This window comes from Cupriavidus sp. GW822-FHT02D05 (assembly GCF_058802485.1).
Map to the genome: position 1 here is coordinate 46022 of NZ_JBXAOE010000029.1, position 25718 is coordinate 71739.

The window sequence follows — 25718 nt, forward strand, 5'->3', positions numbered from 1 at the left end:
GGTCTTGCTGCAAAAGGATCATCCTTGGCTAAAGAAGAACTAGTGGAATTTGGTGGACAAGTATCGGAAGTACTGCCGGACAACCGTTTTCGCGTCATCCTGGAAAATGGTTTCCAGGTGTGGGCCTATTCGTCCGGCCGCCTGAAGAAGAACCGCATTCGTATCCTGGCCGGCGATCGCGTCACGCTGGAAATGTCGCCCTACGACCTGACCAAGGGCCGGATCAACTACCGCCACAAGTACTGATACTGGTCGGCCGGATACGCTGCCGCGCCGTCAAGCTGTTGGCCCGCGGCCCCTCCCACCCTCTAACGAAAGGAAGAAACATGTCGATCAGCGAAGAATGGGAAGAGATGCACCTGACGCCAGGTGGCTGGGTAGGCGGAAGCTATCGCCACGTGCCGGGACCGGAAGTCACGGTGGAGCGCCCCGCGGATGAAGTGCTAACCGTGCGCAGGCATGTATGCGCAACCTATTGCGGCCCGTCGCGAGCCACGGAAGACAGGACGCCGCAGACCGAAGACATGGCACTGATCGAATCGCTGCTGGCCCGCTTCGGCAGCCCGGCATTCGGCGTCTAGCCAGGCAGTCCGGACCAGCACGATCTCCCGGGCGCTCCCCGCGCCCGTGCCAGCGCCAGGCAACGCGATGACTCAGCCAGGAAACCGCATGCGCGGCATGCTGACACCAACGCGCGAACCAACCGGGCGCAATTCGCCCTCGAAAGGCTGCGCGCCCAGGTCCAGCACGTAGTCTCCTTCGCCAGCCTTGTCATAGAGGTTGTCACGAATCGCTTGCCCGATCGCCAGCCGGCACAATGCCTCGAAGCTGTCGACCATTTCGCCCGCCAAGGCCGCCTCGTTGGCCTGAACCCCGAATGAACGCCTGCCGTCACCGACAAAACTGGTGAAGCGCACACCCGTCGGATGACTGGAGTCGAGAAAGCTGACGGCTACATGGTAGGCGATGCCCTTGCCTTGCCCCGGTAGCGTGCAGAGGAAGTTGGATGGTGTGGCAACCTTGTTCATGACGTATGCGCTCGCGGCGCCGGCGCAACTGCGCACGGCAGGTTTTGACAGGTAGACCGGCAGGGCGGGCATTGCACGGCGCGGTCCCGTTTCCTCTTGCTTCCCATTGCCTGGCGGTGGCCGGGCCACCCCTACGATACCAGTTGGCAACACCTGCATCACGGCAAGCACGGGCAACGCCGCGCTACTGGGCCAGATTCTGCCGGCGCAGCGTTACAGCGTAGCGACAGACTCCCCGGGGATCAGCCCGTTAATAATATCTTCACCGAACTTCACGGCACCCCTGCGCGCCGTGCCGATATTCTCCCAAGGGGTACTTTCCAGGCGGAACACGCGCGTGCGTTCACTGCCGGGCCGATGGCCTTCGCGGCAGATCACCACGGACGCGTTGAAGCTGCGATCCGGCTTGGTCCTCGGCCAGGATTGCGCGGGCTGGATCTTGTACACCAGCGGATAGAGGTCGAAACCCTTGTAGCAGGCGGAAGGCGTATTGTTCATGTAGTGCTCCAGGCGGCTTGATGCCGCGGCTGGCCTTGTGCCGGTTCGCTCGCAATGGCCAATGCCTAGGCCCAATGCGCCAGCACGCGGGCAAGCTAGGGAGCCATCAGGCGATCGACGACAATCACGATCGCGTTCCCTGGCTTGTCCTGCTTGCAATGGACGCCAAGGCGTGCGCGCAGATACCGGTCAAGGCTGCGTTGTAGTTGATATAAGGCGTCCTGGTCCGCGTTGCTCAATTGCTCCGCGACGTCCTGCGCCATCTCTATTTCAAGCGCCCTGGCTGGCCAGGTAAAGCTCCTGGCATCAGGGATCTGCCAGTTTGCCGTCACCACGCGTTGCCCCGCCGGCCAGATCCTGACGTCTTGCCCGGTGATCTCGTCAAGGACGGGCTTCACGAAGGCAACGAGATCTAGCATGACGATGCACCGACGAACGATCGGCGCGCCGTCGGTCCGATGGACAAGCAGGACATCCCGGGGATCTCGTCAACTGGCGACGACGCAGCGGTGGCTGGCTGCTCGGCCAAGCCATGGACAGGCGAGGACATGACAGGCGCGCCTGCGTCATCCTCGTGCAACGACGGACATTGCCGCATCTCGCTCTAGGCGTCAGAGCGAGACGACGGATTGCCCGGGAATCGCGCCGTTGATGATGTCCTCGGCGTAACGAACGACACCACGGCGCGCAGCGCCGACGTTGTCCCACGGCACTGTGTCGAGGCGGAACGTACGGGCCTGCGTTCCCTCGGGCTCGCCACCTTCGCGGCAGATCACGACGGCGGCATCGAAGGTCCGGTCCGGCCTGCGTTCCGGCCAGGTGCGCACCACGGCGTGCTTGTACACGAGAGGGTATAAGTCGAACCCTTTGTAGCTGGCAATCGGATTGACGTCCATGATGCACTCCACAGTTCCACTGAGTCCCACTCTACTCCTTCTACTCCTATTAGGAGCCGCTCCATGACCTTTATTTTGGCCGAGCGGGCGGGACTGGCGCGGGAGCAGCCGCCGGGGCAACCGACGGCATGGCTGCCGCATTGCCAATAGCCGCTGCAGCAGCAACGGGGGGCGTAGCAGCAGCGGGAGTAGCGGCGGCGCCAGGCGCGGTCCGCGCGGGCTTTGCCGCCACGGGCTCGGTCAGGGTCAGCAGCATGTCCGCATACCAGGCAGAGTTCAGCCCAAGCACTTCGTCCTCCGCCAGGTCGCGCGAGCCGACGTCGAAGCGAGCCGAGTGGATGCCGAGCAGCATCCACGGCAGGTCCAGCTTGTCGCCCCGGCCATCGCGCATGCGCGAGACTACGAGCGCGCCGCTGGTGCCGCGGTGAGTCCTGGCATCGGTCAGGAAAAACCCCTGGCCCTGGAAACGCAATCCGTACGCGGACGCGACCACGGCCTGGCGCGCAACCGGCAGATGATGGAGCGCGTCATGAAAACCCAGGGGAAACCCAACGATCAACAGGGAGTCGCCCACCTCGACGCGGTCGGAAGGCTGCGCCAGATGTTCCGGCGTGAAGGCCCGGTAAAGCAGCTTGGGCGGCAACGCCTTGCGCTCGATCTCCACCACGGCGACATCGACCGGACCACCGCCGTCCTCGCCTTCGCGCCAGACGGCAAGCCCGTCACGGTACAGCGGAATCGAAAAGCCGATCGAGTCGGCCATGTTTTCCGGCTGGCTGTGCAGTTCGATCTCGATACGGTCCGGGTGGTGCTTGCTTGGCTCGTCGAACACCACATGGCGGCTGGTCACCACGAAGAGCCGGCCATCGCGCTCGAAGAAGAATCCGCTCGCATTGGTCAGCGGCTGCTGGCCTTCGAAGGACGAGACCCGGACGGCGGCTAGAAGGATGGATTCGACCATAGGCATGATGTTTTATGCGCTTGCGCACCTCGATGATTCCCGGTCGGTAAAAAAAAAGCCCCGCTAAGCGGGGCTTCTTTCTAGGCGATTCGAATCGGCTCGATTAGATCGGCTCGATCTTGGTCGCTGCGGGGCCCTTTTGGCCAACGCCTGCGACGTAACGCACTTTCTGGCCTTCTTGCAGCGACTTGAAACCGCCGCCTTGAATTTCCGAGAAATGCGCGAACAGGTCGTTGCCGCCTGCGTCAGGGGTGATGAAGCCGAAGCCCTTGGAGTCGTTGAACCACTTGACGGTACCGGTTTCCATGCTGGATATCCTTTAAACCTTAAAAGTTCTGGATGAGCCTGATGCTCACCAGGCATGACGATCAAGGAAGGAACATGGAGCAAACGAATCGCCGCTTGGAGGGGACGATCCATAACATCTGAGTAACCGCTTGAAAGATCCTGCACCAACGTTTATACAGGGCTGGGATAGGCATGTCAACTTACTGAAGAAAAAAGTGCCTCATTGGTTGCGGGCACGGTCTTTTCCACACCTCGCGCCACGCATCGCGCGCGCCCACGTGCGCGAACAGATACAAGCTCGCGGCGGCGGTTTATAGCAGCATGAACGTGCTACAGTCACCCACCTTCCGCCGTCGGATTCCGCATGTCGCCTTGCCCAGCCTGCCTCGCCATCGACACCAACCGTGGTGGCTCGCCAGGCCATGCGTTGCTCAGGATCACCGACACGCAGCGCATCAAGGTGCCACGCCGCCCTGCAATGACCGTCAGTACCTTTGTGTGCCAGGCCTGCGGCACCGGCTGGATCTACCGCGACGGCAAGAACGTCGATGCGCAGGGCTGGCAGCTAGCGCCGCAGCAGGCGCCGGTCCCGGACCTTCAATGATCCAGGCAGGCGCCTGCATCGACGCGGCGCCGTAGCACCACACCACCAAGACGGGCCCAACAAGCCCCGCAAGCCCATTAGCTGGCAATCACCACCACTGCCGCGTCTTTCACGCGAGACAGCGCTGCACGCCCGCGCCACCTGGCCGCGGCGGCGCGCGTCACGCCTCGCGGCAACCCTTCAGGAACAGGATGATCCAGCGTATCGGACTATTTTTCACCGTCAGCCTGCTGCGTTTGCTCGCCGCCTTGCCTTATAGCGTGTGCGCCCGCGTCGGCATGGGCCTGGGCGCCCTGCTCTATCGCATTCCAAGCCGGCGCCGCAGCGTGGTGCAGACCAACCTGCGGCTTTGCTTTCCCGACCAGAGCGAAGCGCATCGACATGCCCTGGGACAGGCGCATTTCAGCCACGTGATTCGAAGCTACCTGGAACGCGGGGTGCAATGGTATGGCTGTGCCGGCAAGCTGAATGACCTGGTCGAGCTGGAGTCCGCCATCGAGCTCGGCAACACCGAGGCCGGCCCGACCATCTTCCTGGGATTCCATTTCGTGGCGATCGAGGCCGGCTGCATGTTCTACTCGATCAAGCATCCGGTGGCCTCACTCTACTCGAAGATGTCGAACCCGTTGCTGGAACAACTCGCCAAGCAGCAGCGCGGCAGGTTCGGCACGGAGATGATCCCGCGCAATGGCAGCGTGCGCCAGGCCTTGCGCGCGCTCAAGTCGGGCACGCCGCTGATGCTCGCGGCAGACATGGATTTTGGCTTGCGCGATTCGGTATTCGTGCCGTTTTTCAACGTCCCCGCTTGCACGCTCACCTCGGTGTCGCGCCTCGCCGCGCTCAGCGGCGCGCGCGTCGTGCCCTTCACGACCTCTGTCCTGCCTGGCTACCGCGGCTACAAGCTGAAGATATTCGATGCGCTGGCGGGCTACCCCTCCGGCGACGAGAAGGTCGACGCGCTGCGCATGAACGCGTTCCTGGAGCAGCAGGTCCGCGCCATGCCGGAGCAATACTACTGGGTGCATCGCCGCTTCAAGCACCGCCCCGAAGGCGAGGCGCCTGTCTACTGAAATGCCTGGAGCGGCGCGCGCGCCGCCCACTTTCCCTTCAGCCTTCGTAGCCATCCAGGCCCACGCGATAGAGCGTGGCGCCCACCGTCTCCAGCAGCGCACGCGCCGCGTCGGAAAACGGCTCGCTGGCAAGCAGCGCGGCCAGGCCGGCCACGGCATCGTCCACCGATAGCTCCACCGTGTCGTCGTTGGCGATGCGCTCGAAGGTGCTGATCACTACTGTCGGATCCATCCAGATTCTCCTGCAAAAGTCGAACTCTGCCGCCCGGGCCTGATGCCCAGGCTAGCAAGCTGCGCGCATGGTAGCACCACGGCGCGGCCTGTCAGCGCTTTGGCGGCAAGGCGCGCAGGCGGCGATTCACTTCCAGCAGCGTGTCGCAATCGTCGCCTCGGTTGGCGCTGCGCTCGCGGATATAGGCGGTGATGGCCAGCAGCGGACGCTTGCGTTCGTTGCATGTCGCTGGCGAAGGGTGAGCACAAGGCACTTCCACCTCCTTGACCAGGCTATCGCGCACGATGGTGAGCAGATCACCGCACTGCGCCACTTCGACCGCAGATGCCGCCTCCGTCTGCTCGGCAAAGGCATGGCCTGCCGGCACGCCGAGCGTCACCGCAGCGAACACGACATGACGAAGGCAAACGTGTCTCCCGGGCGCGCACTTTTCGTGTGCGGCGGATCGACTGAGAACGGCGGCGATAGCACTGCATTTTTTACAAAACGCGGCCTGCATGGGTCGGAGAAAGTGCAAGATGGCGTGTTCTTGTTCGGTAACGACAGGCCAGGGATCTGATCTGGCGGCGGCAACCGCCTGCGCGTGACAGCCACGGGCAAAGCGGCCCTGCCCTGCCCCCCATGCAGGATTCATTCCCTCAGCCGCCGTCCCCCCGCACGCCTTCGGCATTCACGCTACCGGCTTGCCGGCAGCGCCGCCAGGCCATCCAGCAGCGCCTTGTGGAACGCCATTGGATCCTGCATCTGCGGCGCGTGGCCCAGCGCCGGAAACTCCACCAGCCTGGCATTCGGCAGCGCCTTCAAGGTGCGCAGCGCCAGCACCGGATAGTTGCCGACCTTCGCGCGGACTTCCGGCGGTGCTGCATCCTTGGCGATGGCCGTAGTGTCCTTGTCGCCGATCAGCAGCAAGGTTGGCGTCTTCAGCGCGCCCAACTCGTACACGACCGGCTGCGTGAAGATCATGTCGTAGATCAGCGCGGAGTTCCAGGCCACCTGCTGCTTGCCCGGGCCGCGGTTCATGCCCGCCAGCATCTGCACCCAGGGCTCGTACTCGGGGCGCCACGTGCCCACATAGTAGGTAGCCTTTTCGTAGCTGCGGATCTTGTCAGCGTTGGTGGCGAGCTCACGGGCATACCATTGATCCACCGACAAGGATGGCACGCCCAACGCCTTCCAGTCTTCCAGGCCGATCGGGTTGACGAGCGCCAGTTGCTCCGTCTGTTGCGGGTACATCAGCGCATAGCGCATCGCCAGCATGCCGCCCGTGGAATGCCCGATCACCGTCGCCTGCTGGATCCCGATGGATTCCAGCAAGGCGTGGGTGTTGCGCGCCAGTTGCTGGAAACTGTACTGATAGTGCGCCGGCTTGCTGGATTTGCAGAAGCCGATCTGGTCCGGCGCAATGACGCGATACCCGGCCGTGCTGAGTACCTTGATCGTGTCCCCCCAGGTCGCCGCGCAGAAGTTCTTTCCATGCAGCAAGACCGCGGTGCGGCCGTTGACGCGCTCTGGCTTGATGTCCATGTAAGCCATCTGCATCGCCTCGCCTTGCGAGGTGAACGCGAACTGCTGCACCGGCGCCGGATAGTCGAAGCCTTCCAGCTCGGGGCCATATGCGGGCCCATCGTCGGCGGCAGCCAGCGCGACGGGGGCGGTGGCAACGGCTGCCAATGTGAGCAAGGCAAGCAGGAATTGGCGATGAAACGTCATGGGCGTGGTCTCGGCTAACGAAAAGGAAACGGACAACGGCCTTACGCCGCCAGCCGCGCGCGCTCCGGCGGTGCGGCAAAATCCAGCACCGGCCCCGCCGGCACCACGCCACTCGGATTGATGGAGCGGTGGCTTTCATAGTAGTGCCGCTTGATATGGTCGATATTGACCGTCGCCGCAATCCCCGGCAACTGGTAGATGTCGCGCGTGAAGCCAGACAGGTTCGGATAGTCGGCGATGCGCCGCAGGTTGCACTTGAAGTGCCCCACATAAACCGCGTCAAAGCGTACCAGCGTTGTGAACAGGCGGATGTCGGCCTCGGTAAGCCGGTCGCCCAGCAGGAAGCGGCGCGTGGCGAGCCGCGCCTCGAGCCAGTCGAGCGTATCGAACAACGGTGTCACCGCCTCTTCATATGCATCTTGCGTGGTGGCAAAGCCGGACTTGTAGACGCCATTGTTGAGCGTGTCGTATACCCGTGCGTTGACCTCGTCAATTTCCGCGCGCAGCACCGCCGGATAGTAGTCGCCCGCCTTGGCGCCAATACCATCGAAGGCGGTGTTGAACATGCGGATGATCTCTGACGACTCGTTATTGACGATGGTTGCCCGCTGCTTGTCCCACAGCACGGGCACGGTGACGCGCCCGGTGTAGTCGGGATCGGCGCCGGTGTAGACCTGGTGCAAGAGCCGCGCACCGTTGACCGTGTCCGGCACCACGCCCGCGCCCTCGGCGAACGTCCATCCCTCGCCGAGCATCAGCCAGTGCACCGTGGATACGCTGATCATCTCTTCCAGCCCCTTGAGCGTGCGCATGATCAGCGTGCGGTGCGCCCACGGGCAGGCCAGGCTCACGTACAGGTGATAGCGCCCGGCCTCGGCCTTGAAGCCACCGGTGCCGCTCTGGCCGGCGGCGCCATCGGGCGTCACCCAGTTGCGAAAGGCAGCGTCCTTGCGAACGAAGCGGCCGCCGGTGGATGCCGTGTCGTACCAGCGGTCTTGCCATTTGCCGTTGACGAGCAGTCCCATGTCGATACTCCTTTTTTGATGCGGTGAGGTAGGCGTCTTAGTCGGCGCTAACGGGTTGCGACGGCGCGTCGATGAACTGCACGATAGCTGAAATGGTCTGCCCTGGCGCTTCTTCCATCAGCCAGTGCCCCGAGCCCTTGACGATCACGCCTTGCACATGGGTGGCGACGAGACGCGCCTGGTCGATCAGGAAACTACCCGAAGCCTTCTCGCCCGCCAGCACCAGCATGGGCATCGGCAGCGGGTGCTTTGCCAGCGCCGCGAAGTCTTCGGCATCCTGCGGGAACGCACGGAAGAACTCGAATCCCGCGCGCATCCGGCCCGGCTTGGCGTAGTTGGCAGCATAAATCCGGCGATTTGCCTCCGACACCGAGTGCTTCGGGTCAGCGGCGAAATCGTTCCAGAAGTGTTCAAAGTAGGTACGCTCGCGGCCCTTCACCAGCTTCTCCGGCGTGTCGCCGTAGAAGTTGAAGTGCCACTTGTCGCGCAGCAGCCAGACCTTTTGCCAGTCGCCCACGCCGGGCAGGAACGCGTCCATCAGCGTCACGCTTTCCACTTCGTCCGGGTATTGCGCGGCGTAAGCGTAAGCCACCATCAGGCCGATATCGTGGCCAACAATGTTGATCTTGCGATAGCCGAGAGCCTGGACCATGGCGTGAATGTCCTGCGCCAGGTTCTTCTTCTCGTAGCCCGACTCGGTCATCGCCGAGTCGCCCGTGCCGCGCAGGTCCGGCGCGATCACGGTACGCTTGTCACCAAGCTTCGCCATCAGCGGCAGCCACATATGGCTGGATTCCGCGTAGCCGTGCAGTAGCACGACCGGCGTGCCACTACCGCGCCCGGATTGCAGGTAGTGCAAGGCAACGCCGTTCGCCTTGATCGTATGAGAGACGACGGCGGCGGCAGCGGCTTCGGCGCGTGGCGCAGCGAGCGCGCCGAACACCAGCAATGCGGCGCCGGCGTAGCTTGCGATGCGATGAATGAGAGCCATGACTTTTCTCCGGTGACTGTGCCATGGCTGGACGTACTCTCCTGGCCGACGGCGCTTGCAAACAAAGGGGTTTCGGGAATCGGGTGAAGCATTGCGACGAATATTGCGCCGGCACATGTGTTTTGCCGTACGATTTTCCCGATGAACTCGTTCGACGGAGTTGAACATGTTGTCAGAAGACGAACTGGCCTTGCTGGAAGCCATCCGGGACAGCGGCAGCCTCTCGCGCGCCGCGGCGCGCCTGGGCAAGGCGCCATCGACCGTCTCCCACGCCGCCCGGCAACTGGAGGGCCGCTTTGACGCCCTGCTGTTCGACCGCCGCCGCTACCGCCTGCAACTCACCCCTGCCGGCCACCTGCTGGCCGAAGAGGCCGCGCGCCTGATGCAGGACGTATCGCGCATGACCCAGCGCGTGCGGCAGGTGGCGAGCGGCTGGGAAGATCGTCTATGGATCGTCACGGATGAAGTGCTCGAGTTCGAATTGCTGATGCCGGTGATCCGCAGCTTCGATGCGCTCAAATCCGGCGTGGCGCTGCGCCTGACCCACGAAGTCCTCAGCGGCACCTGGGAAGCGCTGCGCGACGGCCGCGCCGATGTGATCGTCGGCGCGACCAATGAGCCACCCGCCATCCCCGGCCTGCGCTGGTTCGAGCTCGGCGTGGTCGAATGGGTCTTTGCCGTGGCGCCGCGCCACCCGCTTGCCAGCGTAGCCGAGCCGCTCACGCGCCAGCGCATCTCGGCGCACCGGGGCGTGGCTGTGGCCGATTCATCGCGCGGTACCGCAGGGCGGGCCTACGGCCTGGTGGGCGGGCAAGCCTCGCTGGCCGTGCCGAGCATGCGCGCGAAGATCCTGGCGCAGCGCGAGGGGCTGGGCGTCGGCTGGCTGCCGCGGCACCGCGTGGCTTCGCTGCTCAAGCGTGGGGAGCTGGTGGAAAAGCGCACGGCCGATCCGCGCGAGCCCAACACGCTGTATGTGGCGTGGCGGGGCGACCATGAGGGCCGCGCGCTCGAATGGTGGCTGGATCAGTTTCGGCAGCCACGGCTGGCGAAGCGCCTGGTGCAGGGCATGGATCTGTTTGCGTAAGCGGGCCCGAACTGGCCGCCGGCAGGATAAGCAAGATCAACAAGGTGCCGATGCTGCGGGCCGTTCCATACCGCTGCTGATGTGTGCACTCCGACAGGCAGTTGCCCGCAAGCAGCAATTTATAGAGCGTGGCCGCGCGTGGTCGAGGAATGAAATCAAAGCCCGGCCACAATGTGGCGCATGGCCGGAACGCCGTCGATTTCCATGGCGCAGCCAGTACCGGCCTGCCAGACGCTGCCAAGGCTGCCACTGCGCAACAGGTGCGGCGGCCAGTCGTCACGGATGGCTTCGGGCCCAGTGAAGCTGTCGCTGAGCAAATTCCCCGAGGCGGCCTGATTCCGTGCGCCGGCCAGGCGCTTGAACGACACCTGGATGCGACCCCGCCAGCCGGGTCGATGGTTGGCCCACAGGGCATCGACTGCCGCGGCCAGGCCCGTTCGGTCCGGCAGGCGGGTGTGGTTATGCACCAACTGCACCAGATCGGTGAGCCAGTGCGCCGGTGCGCCGAGCAGCTGCTCGGCCCATTGAGCGCTGACGCTCTGCCAGACCACCAGCGGGTAGCGGCGCCCCACCCGGTCTCGGGACGCGGCCATGACACCAATCAGGTAGCTGCCCTCGCTGGGGAACTTCAGGCCTCGCGTGCGCAGGATGAAATGACACGGCTCAGCCGCGCGCAATCGGGCTTGGCCCGCGAGGCTGGGTGGCGTCAGATGCAACCAATGCGGCGCCTGGCCAACGATGGAAAGCGCTGGCGCCCGGACCGGGACTTCGGTCTGCCCGGGGTCGAACCAGTTCCGCCACATCGCCACCTGGGCCAGGGGCGCATTGTGGCGAACAAAGTCCCCTTGCGCTGGCAGCTTGCCGAAAATCGACGGTGCCGTAATCACCCCGATCTCCCCGGACACTGGAAGCCCTGCAGCAGGGCGGTGGTCCATGGATTCGCGAGACTGCCGGTGTTGATGTCGAGCTTCGCCTTGCGGCCGTCAAAGTCATACTCGGCCACGAAGTGGCTGGCTGTCGCCGAGCCGGCCAGCTTACCCTTGGCAATCACGCGCATCAGGGCCCACGGGCCGTTGGCTGTCAACGTCGAGGTGTCGGGGCGGATGCGCGGGCTGGCGGTGATTTCGGCACCCTGCCCGCCGCGCGGGCCTGGCCAGGTCACCTTGAGCGGGATCACCGGGCCGTGCACGTAGCGCTGGCTCTGCCCATCGAAATCCATGTTCAGCTCGACGATTTCGGGATCGAGCTCTATGACCTTCAGGTCGACCTTCCAGGCCATCTTCTTTGCGCCCGGATCACGGAAGAACACCTCCCGGATCTCCTTGGCGCGCTGGAACGGCACCAGGCTCGGGCCGGCCACCGGTGGCACATCGGGCGCGGTCAACTTGTAGCGCCACGGCGAGATGGTGGTATCCACGTGTGGAGCCAGTACCTTCTGGAAGAAGTCGTCCAGCACACCGCCGGTAGCAAAGACGCGTGCAAGATCCTCCGGATCCACGTCCTGCATCGACGTCGGCGTGAACGGATACTTGCCGTCGACGGCACTGCGGCAACTTTCGCCGATCACAGCGTCCATCTGGGCAATCAGGATGTCGCCAACGCCCTTGTTGACATCCCGGGTGCCCTGCACGACCAGATCGGCCAACACCGCCTTGAAGGGCGCCGGCAGCTTGGCCGCCTCCATGCGCAATTGCGCCCCAGCCTCTGACGGGGGCGGCAGGTTCCGGGTGTTCAGCGCATTGTTGGCCACTACCAGGCTGGTGTAGTAGGCGTTAACCATGCCGGCTATCGTATCCAGCTGCGGCTTCCCGGCGGCAGCCTGCGCCCCCGGGTTGGCGGCATCGGCCTGGCCAGTCACCACTTCGCGCAGCGCGGCGAAGCGGCTGTCGACCACCTCGCGCTCCTGGCGAGCCTCGGCGCGGGCGGTCAGCGCGTTGACCTTGTCGGATTTCTTGTCCAGCGCGGACAGCGCCTTCTCCGCCAGGGACTTATCCTCGGGATCCACCGGACGGCTCAGCGTGGTTTCCTGCACCGCTGCCCGGCCCAGCCGGGCCAGCGGGGAGTCCGGCGCGGCGAAATTGCGCAGGATCTCCAGGTCAAAGGCCAGGTTGTTGCCGGTCACCGTCCGGATATCGCCCAGGAATTCCTCCCAGTGCCGCGCATACTCGCTCAGGTACAGGCGTCGAATCTCGCGCGTCAGGGGATCGTTGCCGGTCAGCTTGCCCGCGGCGCTCTCAAGCGTTTTTTTTTGAGCGCCGAGCCCCGTACCCCTTCCCATGACCCAGGTATCAACCGCCTGTGCCTTGCCGACGAATTCCGGCAGGCGCGCATTGAACAGGTCGTGGTAGCCGGCGTAGGTGAAGAGCCCAGGGATGCCCCGCTCCAGCGGCTCACCACTGGCTCGGGTGAAGACCGTGCCAGCCTGCGGCCCGACCGCGCGCACCAGCGTGAAATCCTGTGGCGCCTCCTCCATCATGGCCGCCTTGGCGCGGTCGTAGAGGCGTTCGACGGAAGTATTTCCATCCAGGAAATCCCGCGCCGAGCGGATCAGCGCCTCGTTCTTTGCGTATGGCGACAACACGGGACGACTGCCATCCAGCAGGCTGTCCAAATGCGCGAGCACAGCCACCCGACCACCGAAGGCCTCCGCCCCGTTGCCGGTTGCCCAGTCGCTTTGCAGCCAGCTGCGCAAGTTGGACGCGTTGAACTTGTCCCTGTCGTGCAGCATCAGGTAAACCCGCAGGGTGTCGTAGGTCTGCTTGGCATCGCGCTGATCGACAGCGGTGGACAGCACGGCTTCGACCCGGCGTACCAGGTATGGCACCAGCAGGTTGTCCTGCAATCTCGTATGGGTCTGGGTCGCAGCGCCCAGCACCGGCGGCACGCTGTAGAGGCCATACCGCCAGTCGACAGACGGATCGGCCAGATTCAGGCTGGCGTAGGCGGGCAGGTCGCGGGCCGCAGCCAGCACCTCGGGCATCGTATCCGGCTGCGGCTTCTTGTAGAACGCCGTCACCGTCGCGGCCAGCCCCTTGGCTTTCTCCTGCACCACGTCCAGATAGTTATGGTTGTGGCCGAAGCTGTTATAGAGCGCACCGGCAAGCCAAAGGAAGATCACCAGTGCCAGCGCGTGGCCGAGCAGCCGCAGCAGGCGGAAGCGGAATTCCCAGCGCAGGTTCGGCTTCACCAAGTGCGCCTCGGGCACAATGATGCGATTGAAAACATCCTGCAGGAAGTAGCTGCGGTTGCCGGTGGCCTTCGCGCCGGCGTCCTCCGCTGCTTGCGCGCCTGGCTTCGTCGTGCGAAGTACCTGCCGGATCAGTGTGCTGGCATCAGCGACAACCGACTGCGCGGTCTGCGTTGCACTGGTGAAGTACACACCGCGCAGCATGGAGTTTCGCTCGGTATCGTCGTAGCGGGAATCCAGAAAGATCTGTTCCAGCATCGCGACGAGCGGTTCTGTCAGGCTCTCGAGTTCGTCCTCCAAGGCGTAGAGCGCCTTGCGCCGGCTCAGGTCAAACTCCTCATACAGTCGACCGTCCAGCCCTGCCTCCAGCCGCATCACCAGCGACCGCATCTCCTCGCGGCACTGCGCAGCGGCATTCACTGCCGGCTGTCCCCGCCGCCGCCTGCCCGCGACCGGCAAGGTGAAGCCCCAAGGCTGGGCCCGCCCTTCGCTGGTCAGGTACTGGAAGTACTCGGTAAAGCCGGCAAGCTGATCGAGCTTGGTCACCAGCACATAGATGGGGAACTGGATGCCCAGTTCCTCACGCAGTTCGGCCAGGCGCGCCCGAATCCTGGCCGCTTCGGCAACCCGCTCCTCGGCGGAATGCCGCAGCAGGTCCGCCACGCTGATCGTCACCAGCGCACCATTGATCGGGGCGCGGGCACGGTGTTTTCGCAGCAGGCCAAGAAAGCCCTTCCATTCGGCCAGCTCGATCGCCGAACCCGATTCCTGCGCCGTATAGCGGCCTGCCGTGTCGATCAGGACCGCCTCGTTGGTGAACCACCAATTCGTCTGCTCTGTGCCCTGCCGTGCGCGAGCCGCCGCGCTCATTTGCTCGGCAATCGGGAATTGCAGCCCGGCGTTCAACAAGGCTGTCGTCTTGCCAGCCCCTGGCACGCCGACCATCATGTACCAGGGCAGTTCGTAGAGGTAGCGCCGTCCCTCGAACAATCGGCCGATCCGGCTGCCGGTGCGCATGCCCTTGAGCTGGCGCAGCGCAGTCTGGATGGCGGTGTTGAGCGCGGCAACTTCATCCTTGGCGACCACCTCCTGGCGCTTCCCGCCAAAGTTCAGCAGGCTCGCGACGAAGGTCTCATCCGTACGTGCACGCTGCCAAAGCAGGTACAGCAGGTACGCAACGAACGCGAGGACAATGGCCGAGATCAGCAGGATACGAACCGAACTCGGCGCCAGCGGATGGCTGGCCCCGACGGCAAGTAACGGCCCCGCGTGCCAGATCAGCAGGCACAGCGCGGCGACCCCGATCGTGGACACCGGCCAGCCAAGCAGCCAGAAAAGCGCCAGCGCCAGCAACAGCACGATGGCCGTGGCGCGCGCGCCGAGGCCTGCCAGCGGATGCATGCCATTGAATCCAAGCAGCGGTCCGATAAACCAGATGGCTGCCGCCACCAGAAGCACGGCGACAAGTGCTAGCGTCTGCCGGGAGACGAGCGCGCCCCCAATACGTTTCAGAAATTCCATGCCTTGACCCCGGTCACTGCGTAACGACGATCTCAACCCGGCGATTCTTCGCTCGGGCTGCCGGCGTCTTGTTGTCGATAAGTGGCTCGGTATCGCCCTTGCCAATGGCTTCGAGGCGCCCCTTGGCCACGCCCTTGCTGGCCAGGTACTCCGTCACGGTCGCGGCACGCTCCTCGGACAACGCCTGATTCGAGGGGAACCTGGCCGTCTTGATGGGAGCGTTGTCGCTGTGGCCGATGACGGTCACCTTGCCGGAGACCTTGTTGATCTCCCCTGCGACCTTGTCCAGCAGCGGCAAGATCTTGCCGCTTACCTCGGCCCGCCCGCCGCCGAACATGTCGTCGCCGCGGAAGGTCACAGCACTACGCGTCGCATCCTCCTGCACGCTGACGACCCCACGCGCAATCTCGTCCTTGAGCAACTCTGCCAGGCGCAGCGCCTTGGGCGGCTCCGGCGGTGTGATCTTCCCAATGGCAAGGATCTGCTGCTCGAGATCATGTGTGCGGAACAGCAGCTGGTATTTGTACCAGGTAAACAGGCCAAAGACCGCAAGGGCCAGGACCGAAACCGTGACCCAAACCGGTACCGTGCGCAACAGGCTCAGCCGGCCGGCATCCGCGCCGCGCCAATGCGGCGAAAGGTCGCGCGGCACGCTCGCGCGCGCGCCACTGATCAGGTGCAGGAGCTTTTGCCTGATCGTATCGAGATGACGATGACCATCAGTGTGGCCGGCATAGCGGCCTTGGAACCCGAGTGACAGCACGTGATAAATCACCTCGATCACGTCCAGATGCTCCGTCGGGGAGTCCACCAGGCGGCCCAACACCTGGAACACCTTTTCGCCACCGCCGTTCTCGCCGTGCAACTGGATCAGCAGACTGTTGTCAGCCCACGCATGCTGGCCCCACGGCATGCCATTGGCCGCTTCGTCCAGCGCCGTGCACAAGCTGTAGCGCGCCGCGAGGATGTGCTCTCGCCGGATATTGGCGCGCTCGCAGATCGCCTGGAAATCCTGTGCTTCCCGCACCAGAAGCGATTTCAGGGTCACCATCTGGTCTTGCCGCAGCGATGCCGGCAGGTCCGCCAACGCGCGCAGCAGCGGCCTCGCCGCAGCCAGCAGCGGGTTGGCTGCGCGCAAGATGTCTTCGACCCGTTGCTCGACCGGCTTATGGAAAGTGCGCGGCGCTGGCTCCTGCTGCGCGGCATGCGGTTCCGCTTGATTCGTCCCCGATGGCGCTTGCCCGGCCAGATCACCGACCGGACTATCTGCGGAGAACGTCGGCTGGTTCTTCATTGTCGCACCCCCCACAACTCCATGCGCAGCCCAGGGAAATTCCCAGCCACATGCATCGCCAGGCCACCATAGCGCTCAATCTGCTCCCACAGCGGATGTTGCTGCGAGAGCTCGAAATAGATGTGGCCGGCATTGAACGGAATCTGCCGTGGCGGCACGGGCAGCACTTGCAACGGCAGGCCGGGCAAGTGAGAGTGAATCAGGCCCGCGAGGCGATCGGAAGGGCCGACCTTCGTCTGCGCCGGAAACTGCTGTTGCAGCACGTCCGCCGGAACCTGAGCGGTCACGGCGAGCACGAAGGTGCCAAAGCGTTTGAAGTCGTTCGGGTCAATCACGGCCAGCCGGATCCCGTTTGGCCGCGGCGCAAGGTCAATGCGCTGGGCCGCCCGCTCCAGGACCACATTGAGCAGGAAGCGCAGATCTTCGATCAATGGCTTCAAGCAAAGGTGGGGGGCATCATGACGGTAGGCATCGAGCCGCAAAGGCCGCCGCGTATCGGTACGCACGAAAGTCGACAACTCTCCCGATAGCGCCGCCAGGTGTACATAGAGAAGCTCCGGCGATGCCGCTTTCGCGGCAAGCAGATGGGTCAGTATCGGCTCGTACCGGTTCAGAAGCTGGAGGATCAGATATTCGGATATCTCCGCTGCATCGCCGCCGCGCATGGTGGCTGCGGACAAGCGCTGCGCCAGGGAATCGGCCCGCAAGTGCAGCAGGCCGTGGATCTCGGTAAGCCAGGTATTCAGTAGCGTGCTGGCCGTATAGACGTTGACCGGTGGAATCAAGCCGGCATCCAGCCGGGCACTGCCGTCTGCCCGGATCTCGGTCACCCTGGCCAGTGGCAGTCCAAGCCAGGACTCTGAAAGTTCCTTCCCGGGGAGCAACCGCAGACGCAGGTTCGCCAGTTGCACCAGCTTCGGCCCCTGCGCAATGGAGTTTGCGTCCAGCAGTTCTTTCTCGAAGGCTCGATACCGTGCCAGGGAATCCGCACCATCCTCGAAATTCGTCTCTTCGGCGTTTGGCGTCCGAATCGGTACCGCCAGATAGATGATCTGATCCAGGTGTTCATGCTGCAGCGCCAGTGGCGCCGGCAACGCTGCATGCCCAGGCGCCTCGAACGGTGTTCCGTCCTGGAAGATGCCGGCAACCCCTGAAACCACCAGCTTACCCAGCGCCAGCGCCTCGGTATCAATGGCGAATTGATGGAACCCCCAGAAGAACGGGCTAAGGGCAGCACTGCGCTTGTGTGCGTAGTGCTCCAGATAGCGCTCCTGCTGCTGGAAGAGTTGTGGGCGCAGGAAAAGTCCTTCGCTCCAGATGACCTTGTTATACCAGCTCATGAATTCAATCAGGTTTGGAAATGGTGATGGTCTGCTGGTCCAACGAGACTTGCAGTTTGACCTTGCGCGCGGGAATTGCCGTGCGATACCACGCCGCTTCCGGCGCCGGTGGCAATTTGTGGACCGCTCTCCAGGTAGCTTTGCCAAGCTCCCTGTAGCCAACCAGAATGCCGAGGGCCTGCGTATCCGGGTTGAGCTTGCGCTCGATGTCCCGTGACTCGCCGGGACGGAGGATGAACTCGTCCCGCGCCAGCAGATCCTGCGTCAGAAGCGCTTTGTCTGCCGTCTCCAGCGAGAAGTAGTCAGCATTCTCAAAGGCGCCGTCGGTCTTGAGTTCATAGACGCGAACCAGGACCGGAGACGGCCTGCCCTTGTCATCGGGATTGACGGTGTCTTTGGCGGTCACCGCCAGATCCAGCTTCATCTGCTCGCGCTGGGCGGGCGTGGTAGAGCAGGCAGCAAGCGACAGCAGCACAACGCCGGCTGCCGACTGCCAGCGAACCCATCCGGCGCCCGCCGGGGCCATGCGCCATGGCTTCATGAATGCCTTCATGCCCGCGCCTCATGACTGCCGATCAGCGCGCAGCCGCATTCGGTCAGGTCGCCCGCGCAGGCGCCGGGTATGCCGCCCACCTTGAAACGCCCGGCCACCTGCACAATCCGGTTGATGCCGTGCGGGCGCCCGTCGGGGTAGCTCTGCGGACATCGCACCAGATCGCCCAGGCGGGCAATCGCTTTGCCTTTGATCTTGCTGGTCGGCGAACCACTGATCACCACGCCGCCATGGGTGGTGATGTCGCCTACTGTAATGATGTCTGCGGACATGAAAGACTCCTGTCTGTCTGGTTTCTACACGGCAGCCTGGGCTACCGTCCCTGCATCCCGTTTCTCATCCTGCTCGTTTGCCGAACCACGGCCAGTACGCGCTGCCCTCGCCGCGCGCGCGGTCCCATGTCTTCACCGGCGGCTGCAGCTGCCAGCCCGGCGGCGGTGCAATCAGCACCGCCCATGCATCGTCCGGGTTGGCCAGACTGGTCACCACCGCGCTCTTGCCGCTCTGGTTGGCATAGGCCGCCGCAAACGCCGCGTTGACGGCGAAGCTGGCCGCGCCGGCTGGCCCCACCATCTGCTCCGATACGCTGTGCACCGCATCGGCCTGGTCCAGATCCGGCCACTGACGATGCAGCGCCTCGCGCAAGGCCCGGGTCTGCGCCACGATCTGCGGCGACTTGGGATGCACGTCGTGATAGACCCGCTGCACGGGGCTGGCCTGCGGCGCCTGCGCGGCCGCTGCCTTGAGCAGGTCATTCCATGCCCCGCCGGGATTGGCCGCGTTGGCGTGGATGCCGCCCTCGCGCTGCTGCGGCGCATAGATGGCCGCCAGCGGCGCGTAGCCCCAGTCCGCACTGGGATGCCCAAGGATCAGGAAGGCCGAGTTCTCGTTGGTCTGCGCCCCCAGCGGATAGTTGGGGGCATCCATGTTCCAGACCCATACCAGGCGCTTCGGATTGGCTTGCAGGTAGGCCAGCGCTTCGCGGAGCGTATAGAAACCCACGGTTTCCGTGCCGGCTGCCACCGTCACCGTGGGCAGCTTGCCGGTCGGATTGAGCAGCACGCTCTTGCACGAGGCGGCTAGGGCCACCCTGTCGAACACCAGCCGGCGCACTGCATTGATGGTCAGGGTCCGCTCGCCGATGACCATCGCCTGAGTCGCAGGCGCGCCGCGCTCGGGGTCCCCCTTCCAGTTCGTGTGCATGGTGACCCAATAGTCGCGCATGCGTTCCTCGGCGTGTGCCGCATCGTAGGCAATCACGCTCGGCGCTGGGATGCCCATGTCTTCCTGCTCCTTCAGGAACCCACGTTCATGCCCATTTGGCGTTTCGTTGAGATAGGTCGGCGTGCCGATCCAGCGTTGCGCGATACCGGCGAAGACGCGCGTGTCCATATAGTCCGGCCGGTCGGTGCCCAGGCGCACCGAATAAAAATAATATGGGTCGATCGCGTAGGTATCGAGCGTACGAAGTGGGTTATCGAGCAAATCGCCCAAGCCATCCCTGTAGCGAATCTGAAGATTCGGGATATCCTCGACGCGCCTGCCCGGGCTGATCCCGGTGACCAGCCGGCCCACGGCGTCCCCAAGCTTGAAGCGCTTCGCTTCCGTGTCGTTCGCATTGGGCTGCGCCAGCCCCTGCGCCCACAGCAGGTTCCATTGGGTCGGGTAGTCCCGCCACATCAGCGGGTTCAGCCATTGCACCCCCAGCACCAGCGCGGCCGGCGCGGTGGAGGGATCGGTATTGGCGGTAGCCGCTGATGGGCGCGGCCATGCCACGGGCTTGCGGGAATAGTTGACGCCGGACGACTTGCAAGCGGCCAGCAAGAAACAGACACTTGTCGCAATGCACACGCGCACGGCAAGATGGCTCTTGCCTGATGCCTGCCTGCCCCGATGCACGAAGGTGCGGATATCCCTTTGCCTCATCGTCACCCTGCTCGCTTGCCAAACCACGGCCAGTACGCACGGCCCTCGCCACGCGCGCGGTCCCATGTCTTCACCGGCGGCTGCCAGCCCGGCGGCGGCGCAATCAGCACCGCCCATGCATCGTCCGGGTTGGCCAGACTCGTCACCACCGCGCTCTTGCCGCTCTGGTTGGCGTAGGCCGCCGCAAACGCCGCGTTGACGGCGAAGCTGGCCGCGCCGGCTGGCCCCACCATCTGCTCCGATACGCTGTGCACCGCATCGGCCTGGTCCAGATCCGGCCACTGACGATGCAGCGCCTCGCGCAAGGCCCGGGTCTGCGCCACGATCTGCGGCGACTTGGGATGCACGTCGTGATAGACCCGCTGCACGGGGCTGGCCTGCGGCGCCTGCGCGGCCGCTGCCTTGAGCAGGTCATTCCATGCCCCGCCGGGATTGGCCGCGTTGGCGTGGATACCGCCCTCGCGCTGCTGCGGCGCGTAGATGGCCGCCAGCGGCGCATAGCCCCAGTCCGCACTGGGATGCCCCAGGATCAGGAAGGCCGAGTTCTCGTTGGTCTGCGCCCCCAGCGGATAGTTGGGGGCATCCATGTTCCAGACCCATACCAGGCGCTTCGGATTGGCTTGCAGGTAGGCCAGCGCTTCCCGGAGCGTATAGAAGCCCACGGTTTCCGTGCCGGCTGCCACCGTCACCGTGGGCAGCTTGCCGTTCGGATTGAGCAGCACGCTCTTGCACGAGGCCGCAAAGGCCACACGATCGAACACCAGTCGGCGCACTGCGTTGATGGTCAGGGTCCGCTCGCCGATGATCATCTCCTCGGACGCCGGTACTCCGCGCATTGGCTTGCCATCCAGGCCTATATGCATGGTGACCCAGTAGTCACGCATGCGTTCCTCGGCGTGTGCCGCATCGTAGGCGATCACACTTGGCGCCGGCACGCCGGCCGCTTTCTGTTTGCCCAACACCCTCTGTTCACTCGAAGTTGGTGTCTCACTGAGATAGGTCGGCGTACCGATCCAGCGTTGCGCGATGCCGGCAAAGACGCGCGTGTCCATGTAGTCCGGCCTGTCAGTGCCCTGGCGCACCGAATAAAAATAGGTTGGGTCGATCGCGTAGGTATCGAGCGTACGAAGTGGGTTATCGAGCAAATCGCCCAGGCTCTCCCCATAGCTGATCCGAAGATTCGGGACATCTTCAACGCGCCTGCCCGGGCTGATCCCGGTGACCAGCCGGCCCACGGCGTCCCCAAGCTTGAAGCGCCTGGCCTCCGTGTCGTCAGCATTGGGCTGCGCCAGCCCCTGCACCCAGAGCAGGTTCCATTGGGTCGGGTAGCTGCGACGCATCAGCGGGTTCAGCCATTGCACCCCCAGCACCAGCGCAGCCGGCGCGGTGGCGGGATCGGTATTGGCGGCAGCCGCTGATGGGCGCGGCCATGCGACGGGCTTGCGGGAATAGTTGACGCCGGACGACTTGCAAGCGGCCAGCAAGAAACAGACACTTGTCGCAATGCACACGCGCGCGACAAGGTGGCGTCTGCCCCGATGCACGAAGGTGCGGATATCCCTTTGCCTCATCGTCACCCTGCTCGCTTGCCAAACCACGGCCAGTACGCACGGCCCTCGCCACGCGCGCGGTCCCATGTCTTCACCGGCGGCTGCCAGCCCGGCGGCGGCGCAATCAGCACCGCCCACGCATCGTCCGGGTTGGCCAGACTGGTCACCACCGCGCTCTTGCCGCTCTGGTTGGCATAGGCCGCCGCAAACGCCGCGTTGACGGCGAAGCTGGCCGCGCCGGCTGGCCCCACCATCTGCTCCGATACGCTGTGCACCGCATCGGCCTGGTCCAGATCCGGCCACTGACGATGCAGCGCCTCGCGCAAGGCCCGGGTCTGCGCCACGATCTGCGGCGACTTGGGATGCACGTCGTGATAGACCCGCTGCACCGGGCTGGCCTGCGACGCCTGCGCGGCCGCTGCCTTGAGCAGGTCATTCCATGCCCCGCCGGGATTGGCCGCGTTGGCGTGGATGCCGCCCTCGCGCTGCTGCGGCGCATAGATGGCCGCCAGCGGCGCGTAGCCCCAGTCCGCACTGGGATGCCCCAGGATCAGGAAGGCCGAGTTCTCGTTGGTCTGCGCGCCCAGCGGATAGTTGGGTGCATCCATGTTCCAGACCCATACCAAGCGCTTCGGATTGGCTTGCAGGTAGACCAGCGCTTCCCGCAGCGTATAGAAGCCCACGGTTTCCGTGCCGGCTGCCACCGTCACCGTGGGCAGCTTGCCGGTCGGATTGAGCAGCACGCTCTCGCATGAGGCAGCTTGGGCCACCCTGTCGAACACCAGCCGGCGCACTGCGTTGATGGTCAGGGTGCGCTCGCCGATGATCATATCTACGGATGTGGAAACGCCACGCTCCGGCTTACCCCCCAAGCCCGTGTGCATGGTGACCCAGTAATCGCGCATGCGTTCCTCAGCGTGCGCCGCATCGTAGGCGATCACACTTGGCGCTGGCACGCCCGCGCGGCTCTGCATCCGCAATATCTCGCGTTCGGTCGAATTCGGCGTTTCATTGAGATAGGTCGGCGTGCCGATCCAGCGTTGCGCGATGCCGGCAAAGACGCGCGTGTCCATGTAGTCCGGCCGGTCAGTCCCCTGGCGCACCGAATAAAAGTAGTTTGGGTCGATCGCGTAGGTATCGAGCGTACGAAGTGGGTTATCAAGCAAATCGCGCAGGCCCTCTCCATAGTTGATTTGAAGATTCGGGATGTCCTCGACGCGCCTGCCCGCGCTAATCCCGTTCATCAGCCGGCCCACGGCGTCCCCAAGCTTGAAGCGCTTGGCCTCCGTGTCGTTCGCATTGGGCTGCGCCAGCCCCTGCGCCCACAGCAGGTTCCATTGGGTCGGGTAGCTGCGACGCATCAGCGGGTTCAGCCATTGCACTCCCAGCACCAGCGCGGCCGGCGCGGTGGCGGGATCGGTATTGGCGGCAGCGGCTGACGGGCGCGGCCATGCCACGGGCTTGCGGGAATAGTTGGACATGTGGGATCCGGACTGACAGGCAGATAGAACTAGACAGAGGCACGTCACGACCCTGGCGGCAAGGCGCATTCGGAGACGGCGCGAATTGGGCAGCAGGCACATCATCGGCACCTAGGCGACGCGGGGGCCATTGCCGCCCGCGTCATTGTTGGCCTGCAGTGGCCAGGTGTTGCGTTCGCCATTGATCCGCAATGTCTCAAGGCAATTTCGCTCCCCTTCTTCGACTAGCTGGCTGTTGTACTTGCCCAATTCCCCCAGGCCCCTGCCACCTACCTTCGCAGACAGGTAGTACTCATGTTCGTTATCCACTTTCTGGTCACTCCCGATGTCGTCCTTCTTTGGCATGCACCAGCGCCAATCGGCCATACGCCGTAACTGATTCAGTTCCGCCGCGTTGAAGTAGCACACCCCCACATCCACGTCATAGGCCAGCACATGTTCGCTATGCACCGGGTTGGTCAGGATGGTCGAGTGGTTGGTGGCCTGCTGGTCCACGCCTTTGGCCAACAGGCCCATGCGGGTCTCTTGTGCATAGTCCCCAAACCTGGTGTTCCGGATTTCGCCGTTTTGCTTGGCGTTGAGCTTCTTCACATCTTCCTCGCTGTAGGGCGAGTCCGACTGCAGGCTGCCATCCTCGGCGTAGATATGCCGCCGCGCCTTCTGCCGGATGGCCGCGTTCTGCTCGTAGCGCATCCCGGCTTCGCTGGCGGCATCGCCATGTCCGCTGGCACGCTGCCCGGCATAAGGGTCATCGCTGCCCGCCGCACGGGCGGCATTCAAGGCGTCGGCAGCAGACTCCTTGTAGCGGTTGAATGGCCCTCTCACGCGCGGGTCGTCCGCGCCGGTGGCCGTCTTGAGCCCGCTCGGGGTTTCGCCTTCCCGTTTCTGTCCGTTCCCCCGCGCCAGGTAGAGCGCGCGGGGTTCGATGCCACCACTGGGTACCGCGGGCGCGTTGACCTCCACCGACCACTGCTTCTCCGGGTCTGCGTTGGCATACGCCACTTTGCCTCCCGCGGCAGTGATGCCCTTGAGCACAAGATGCGTGAGTCCGCCAACCACAGTCACCGCGGCCTTGCCCAGTACGCTGCGGCGCGGGTCCTCCCAGATCTCCTGGATCTGGATGCCCAGCAGGTCGGCTTGGGGCTCCCAGAACTGGTTTTGCTCCAGCCGGGCCCCGATCGTATGTTTCCAGTAGTTGTAACCGAATCCGGAGCAGGCCCCCACCTTGAACGGCTCTCCGCCCGGCAGGATCGCCTGCGCCCAGACCCGCTGGTACAGCACGCCCTCGGCCTTGGTGGCCTTCACTTCATCCGCGCTCAGGCCCAGCCAGCCCACGCCCTGCACCGTCGACACCGAGATCACCCGGTCGTGTGGATTGCAGTAGAGAAAGACCCGCTTGCGCGTGGCGCGTGCAGTGCGGTCCTTGTCCGCCTTGCATGCCGCGTCGCCGTTGCGCGGGGCGCCGTTCATGACCTCGCGGTTGACTTCCTTGTCATCGGCATGCCTACCCGGCCCATTGCGCACCATGTCGAAAAAGGCCGCCAGGCTCTGGACGCGCGCTTCGTGCTTGACCCGTCCGCGCATGGTCGTCAGGTCGTACTGGGAGAAATTGTCGATCCTGATCTTCTGCAGGCTGTAGGGCGCGTTCGCCAGCACGTAGGTATCCGCCACGCCCAGCCCCCCGAGATCCGGGTGATTAGCGCCGAAAAATGCCGAGCCGATGCCGATCATATTGCCCTGGCTGTGGCAGACCACCGTGACCGGGCAGTCCTTGCCGTCGTACCGGGCGCGGTGCAGCTCGCGCACGCGCGCCACCAGCTTGGCCAGGCGCCAGGCGGCAAAGGCCTGGTAGTGGCGAGGCGGACAGTCATAGATCAGCCGGTCGCCGGGGTTCATATCCTGCAACGCCACGCCGAGAAACAGCCCGGTATCGGCACCGCCGCCAAACATGTCCGGCAGTGCCGAGCAGCCGTTGGCGAACGGGCCGCCACCCCAGGCGTCTGCCTCATCGAGCAGGGTGTTTCCGCCGAAAGTCGCCAGCTCCTCCTTGCTCGCCTTGTAACCCCAGCGGAAGCGGATCACCGGGCTGTAGCCGGGTGCCTGCACAAAGCTGTCGGCACTCAGATCGTCGGGAATGAAGCCGTCGTCGCTCAGTTCCCCCTGATAGGTGGCCGGCTGCAATTGCCCGCTGCCCCTGAGGCGAAACACCTGATCGGTGTTGCGCTGCAGCCGGGTGTTGAGGCCGGCGCACAGCCCGGCCTCGCTGTCGTCAAACCATTCGCCCATGGAGTTGACGCCATGCACGTAGATCACCACGCCGGGCAGGCGCGCGGGATAGTCCACATCCTGCCGCGGGCTTCCGGGCAGGGTCAGTGATTCGGCACTGTAGTCGGCTTGTTGGATCATGTGTGGCTCACGATGCAATGGAAATGGTCATGGCGGCGACGGACGGAAACTGGCGGTGCGTCATGGCAGGGCT

26 protein-coding genes are annotated in these 25718 nt (G+C 64.3%); 5 read left to right on the top strand and 21 right to left on the bottom strand.

Annotated elements, in window-relative coordinates; translation table 11 throughout:
- The first annotated feature begins 24 nt into the window (after positions 1-24).
- Together infA and AC1RQK_RS30845 are read left to right on the top strand one after the other, a co-directional pair.
- A complete protein-coding gene (infA, locus tag AC1RQK_RS30840; RefSeq protein WP_006157957.1) occupies positions 25-246 on the top strand; it encodes a translation initiation factor IF-1 in 222 nt (73 codons plus the stop codon).
- Positions 247-326: 80 nt separating this feature from the next.
- Positions 327-581, top strand: a complete 255-nt coding sequence (locus AC1RQK_RS30845; RefSeq protein ID WP_150988684.1) for a translation initiation factor 1 — start codon at positions 327-329, stop codon at positions 579-581.
- Between the two features lie 72 nt (positions 582-653).
- Here the strand turns inward: AC1RQK_RS30845 and AC1RQK_RS30850 are convergent, their stop codons facing one another.
- From AC1RQK_RS30850 to AC1RQK_RS30875, 6 genes are all read right to left on the bottom strand, one after another.
- The gene (locus tag AC1RQK_RS30850) at positions 654-1028 is read right to left on the bottom strand and encodes a hypothetical protein (protein WP_150988687.1); all 375 of its coding nucleotides are present in this window, start codon (positions 1026-1028) and stop codon (positions 654-656) included.
- A gap of 213 nt (positions 1029-1241) precedes the next feature.
- Positions 1242-1526: a hypothetical protein gene (locus AC1RQK_RS30855; protein ID WP_150988690.1), complete on the bottom strand. Its 285-nt coding sequence runs from the start codon at positions 1524-1526 to the stop codon at positions 1242-1244.
- A 95-nt stretch (positions 1527-1621) separates the two neighbouring features.
- On the bottom strand, positions 1622-1945 hold the full coding sequence (locus AC1RQK_RS30860; protein WP_416047718.1) for a hypothetical protein: 324 nt from the start codon (positions 1943-1945) through the stop codon (positions 1622-1624).
- Between the two features lie 192 nt (positions 1946-2137).
- Positions 2138-2422 (bottom strand): hypothetical protein, encoded by a 285-nt coding sequence (locus AC1RQK_RS30865; protein ID WP_043344135.1) that lies wholly within the window; start codon positions 2420-2422, stop codon positions 2138-2140.
- A gap of 70 nt (positions 2423-2492) precedes the next feature.
- The gene (locus AC1RQK_RS30870; protein WP_492373374.1) at positions 2493-3389 is read right to left on the bottom strand and encodes a trypsin-like peptidase domain-containing protein; all 897 of its coding nucleotides are present in this window, start codon (positions 3387-3389) and stop codon (positions 2493-2495) included.
- A 97-nt stretch (positions 3390-3486) separates the two neighbouring features.
- On the bottom strand, positions 3487-3690 hold the full coding sequence (locus AC1RQK_RS30875; RefSeq protein ID WP_006157950.1) for a cold-shock protein: 204 nt from the start codon (positions 3688-3690) through the stop codon (positions 3487-3489).
- A 345-nt stretch (positions 3691-4035) separates the two neighbouring features.
- Here AC1RQK_RS30875 and AC1RQK_RS30880 point away from each other — a divergent pair, with 345 nt between their 5' ends.
- Positions 4036-4275, top strand: coding sequence for a hypothetical protein (locus AC1RQK_RS30880; RefSeq protein ID WP_267605672.1), 240 nt, complete (start codon positions 4036-4038; stop codon positions 4273-4275).
- 191 nt (positions 4276-4466) lie between these two features.
- The gene (locus tag AC1RQK_RS30885) at positions 4467-5345 is read left to right on the top strand and encodes a lipid A biosynthesis lauroyl acyltransferase (protein WP_492373373.1); all 879 of its coding nucleotides are present in this window, start codon (positions 4467-4469) and stop codon (positions 5343-5345) included.
- A gap of 37 nt (positions 5346-5382) precedes the next feature.
- Here the strand turns inward: AC1RQK_RS30885 and AC1RQK_RS30890 are convergent, their stop codons facing one another.
- The 5 genes from AC1RQK_RS30890 to AC1RQK_RS30910 all read right to left on the bottom strand — a co-directional run bounded on the left by AC1RQK_RS30890 (position 5383) and on the right by AC1RQK_RS30910 (position 9303).
- Positions 5383-5577 (bottom strand): hypothetical protein, encoded by a 195-nt coding sequence (locus tag AC1RQK_RS30890; protein WP_043344120.1) that lies wholly within the window; start codon positions 5575-5577, stop codon positions 5383-5385.
- A gap of 91 nt (positions 5578-5668) precedes the next feature.
- Positions 5669-5968, bottom strand: coding sequence for a hypothetical protein (locus AC1RQK_RS30895; protein ID WP_492373372.1), 300 nt, complete (start codon positions 5966-5968; stop codon positions 5669-5671).
- Between the two features lie 284 nt (positions 5969-6252).
- A complete protein-coding gene (locus tag AC1RQK_RS30900) occupies positions 6253-7287 on the bottom strand; it encodes an alpha/beta fold hydrolase (protein ID WP_492373371.1) in 1035 nt (344 codons plus the stop codon).
- A 41-nt stretch (positions 7288-7328) separates the two neighbouring features.
- A complete protein-coding gene (locus AC1RQK_RS30905) occupies positions 7329-8312 on the bottom strand; it encodes a glutathione S-transferase family protein (protein ID WP_492813111.1) in 984 nt (327 codons plus the stop codon).
- 37 nt (positions 8313-8349) lie between these two features.
- Positions 8350-9303 (bottom strand): alpha/beta fold hydrolase, encoded by a 954-nt coding sequence (locus AC1RQK_RS30910; RefSeq protein WP_492813112.1) that lies wholly within the window; start codon positions 9301-9303, stop codon positions 8350-8352.
- Positions 9304-9469: 166 nt separating this feature from the next.
- On the opposite strand from AC1RQK_RS30910, the gene AC1RQK_RS30915 reads away from it, so the two are divergent.
- Positions 9470-10387 carry a LysR family transcriptional regulator gene (locus AC1RQK_RS30915; protein WP_174427085.1) on the top strand — a complete coding sequence of 306 codons (918 nt, stop codon included), beginning with the start codon at positions 9470-9472 and terminating at the stop codon, positions 10385-10387.
- Positions 10388-10542: 155 nt separating this feature from the next.
- Here the strand turns inward: AC1RQK_RS30915 and tagF are convergent, their stop codons facing one another.
- From tagF to AC1RQK_RS30965, 10 genes are all read right to left on the bottom strand, one after another.
- Positions 10543-11274, bottom strand: coding sequence for a type VI secretion system-associated protein TagF (gene tagF, locus AC1RQK_RS30920; protein WP_492813114.1), 732 nt, complete (start codon positions 11272-11274; stop codon positions 10543-10545).
- A complete protein-coding gene (gene tssM, locus AC1RQK_RS30925; RefSeq protein ID WP_492813116.1) occupies positions 11271-15095 on the bottom strand; it encodes a type VI secretion system membrane subunit TssM in 3825 nt (1274 codons plus the stop codon). The genes tagF and tssM overlap by 4 nt, the downstream gene beginning before the upstream one ends.
- A gap of 13 nt (positions 15096-15108) precedes the next feature.
- A complete protein-coding gene (gene tssL, locus AC1RQK_RS30930; protein WP_492813118.1) occupies positions 15109-16389 on the bottom strand; it encodes a type VI secretion system protein TssL, long form in 1281 nt (426 codons plus the stop codon).
- On the bottom strand, positions 16386-17729 hold the full coding sequence (tssK, locus tag AC1RQK_RS30935; RefSeq protein WP_492813120.1) for a type VI secretion system baseplate subunit TssK: 1344 nt from the start codon (positions 17727-17729) through the stop codon (positions 16386-16388). The genes tssL and tssK overlap by 4 nt, the downstream gene beginning before the upstream one ends.
- Positions 17730-17733: 4 nt before the next feature.
- Positions 17734-18282: a type VI secretion system lipoprotein TssJ gene (tssJ, locus tag AC1RQK_RS30940; RefSeq protein ID WP_492813122.1), complete on the bottom strand. Its 549-nt coding sequence runs from the start codon at positions 18280-18282 to the stop codon at positions 17734-17736.
- Entirely contained in the window at positions 18279-18554 is a 276-nt protein-coding gene (locus AC1RQK_RS30945; RefSeq protein ID WP_492813124.1) for a PAAR domain-containing protein, read from the bottom strand. Before AC1RQK_RS30945 ends, tssJ begins: the two co-directional genes overlap by 4 nt.
- A gap of 64 nt (positions 18555-18618) precedes the next feature.
- Entirely contained in the window at positions 18619-20208 is a 1590-nt protein-coding gene (locus AC1RQK_RS30950) for a hypothetical protein (RefSeq protein WP_492813126.1), read from the bottom strand.
- A gap of 2 nt (positions 20209-20210) precedes the next feature.
- Positions 20211-21779: a hypothetical protein gene (locus tag AC1RQK_RS30955; RefSeq protein WP_492813128.1), complete on the bottom strand. Its 1569-nt coding sequence runs from the start codon at positions 21777-21779 to the stop codon at positions 20211-20213.
- Between the two features lie 2 nt (positions 21780-21781).
- Positions 21782-23344, bottom strand: coding sequence for a hypothetical protein (locus AC1RQK_RS30960; RefSeq protein ID WP_492813130.1), 1563 nt, complete (start codon positions 23342-23344; stop codon positions 21782-21784).
- A gap of 6 nt (positions 23345-23350) precedes the next feature.
- Positions 23351-25645, bottom strand: coding sequence for a T6SS effector phospholipase Tle3 domain-containing protein (locus tag AC1RQK_RS30965; protein ID WP_492813132.1), 2295 nt, complete (start codon positions 25643-25645; stop codon positions 23351-23353).
- Positions 25646-25718 lie beyond the last annotated feature (73 nt).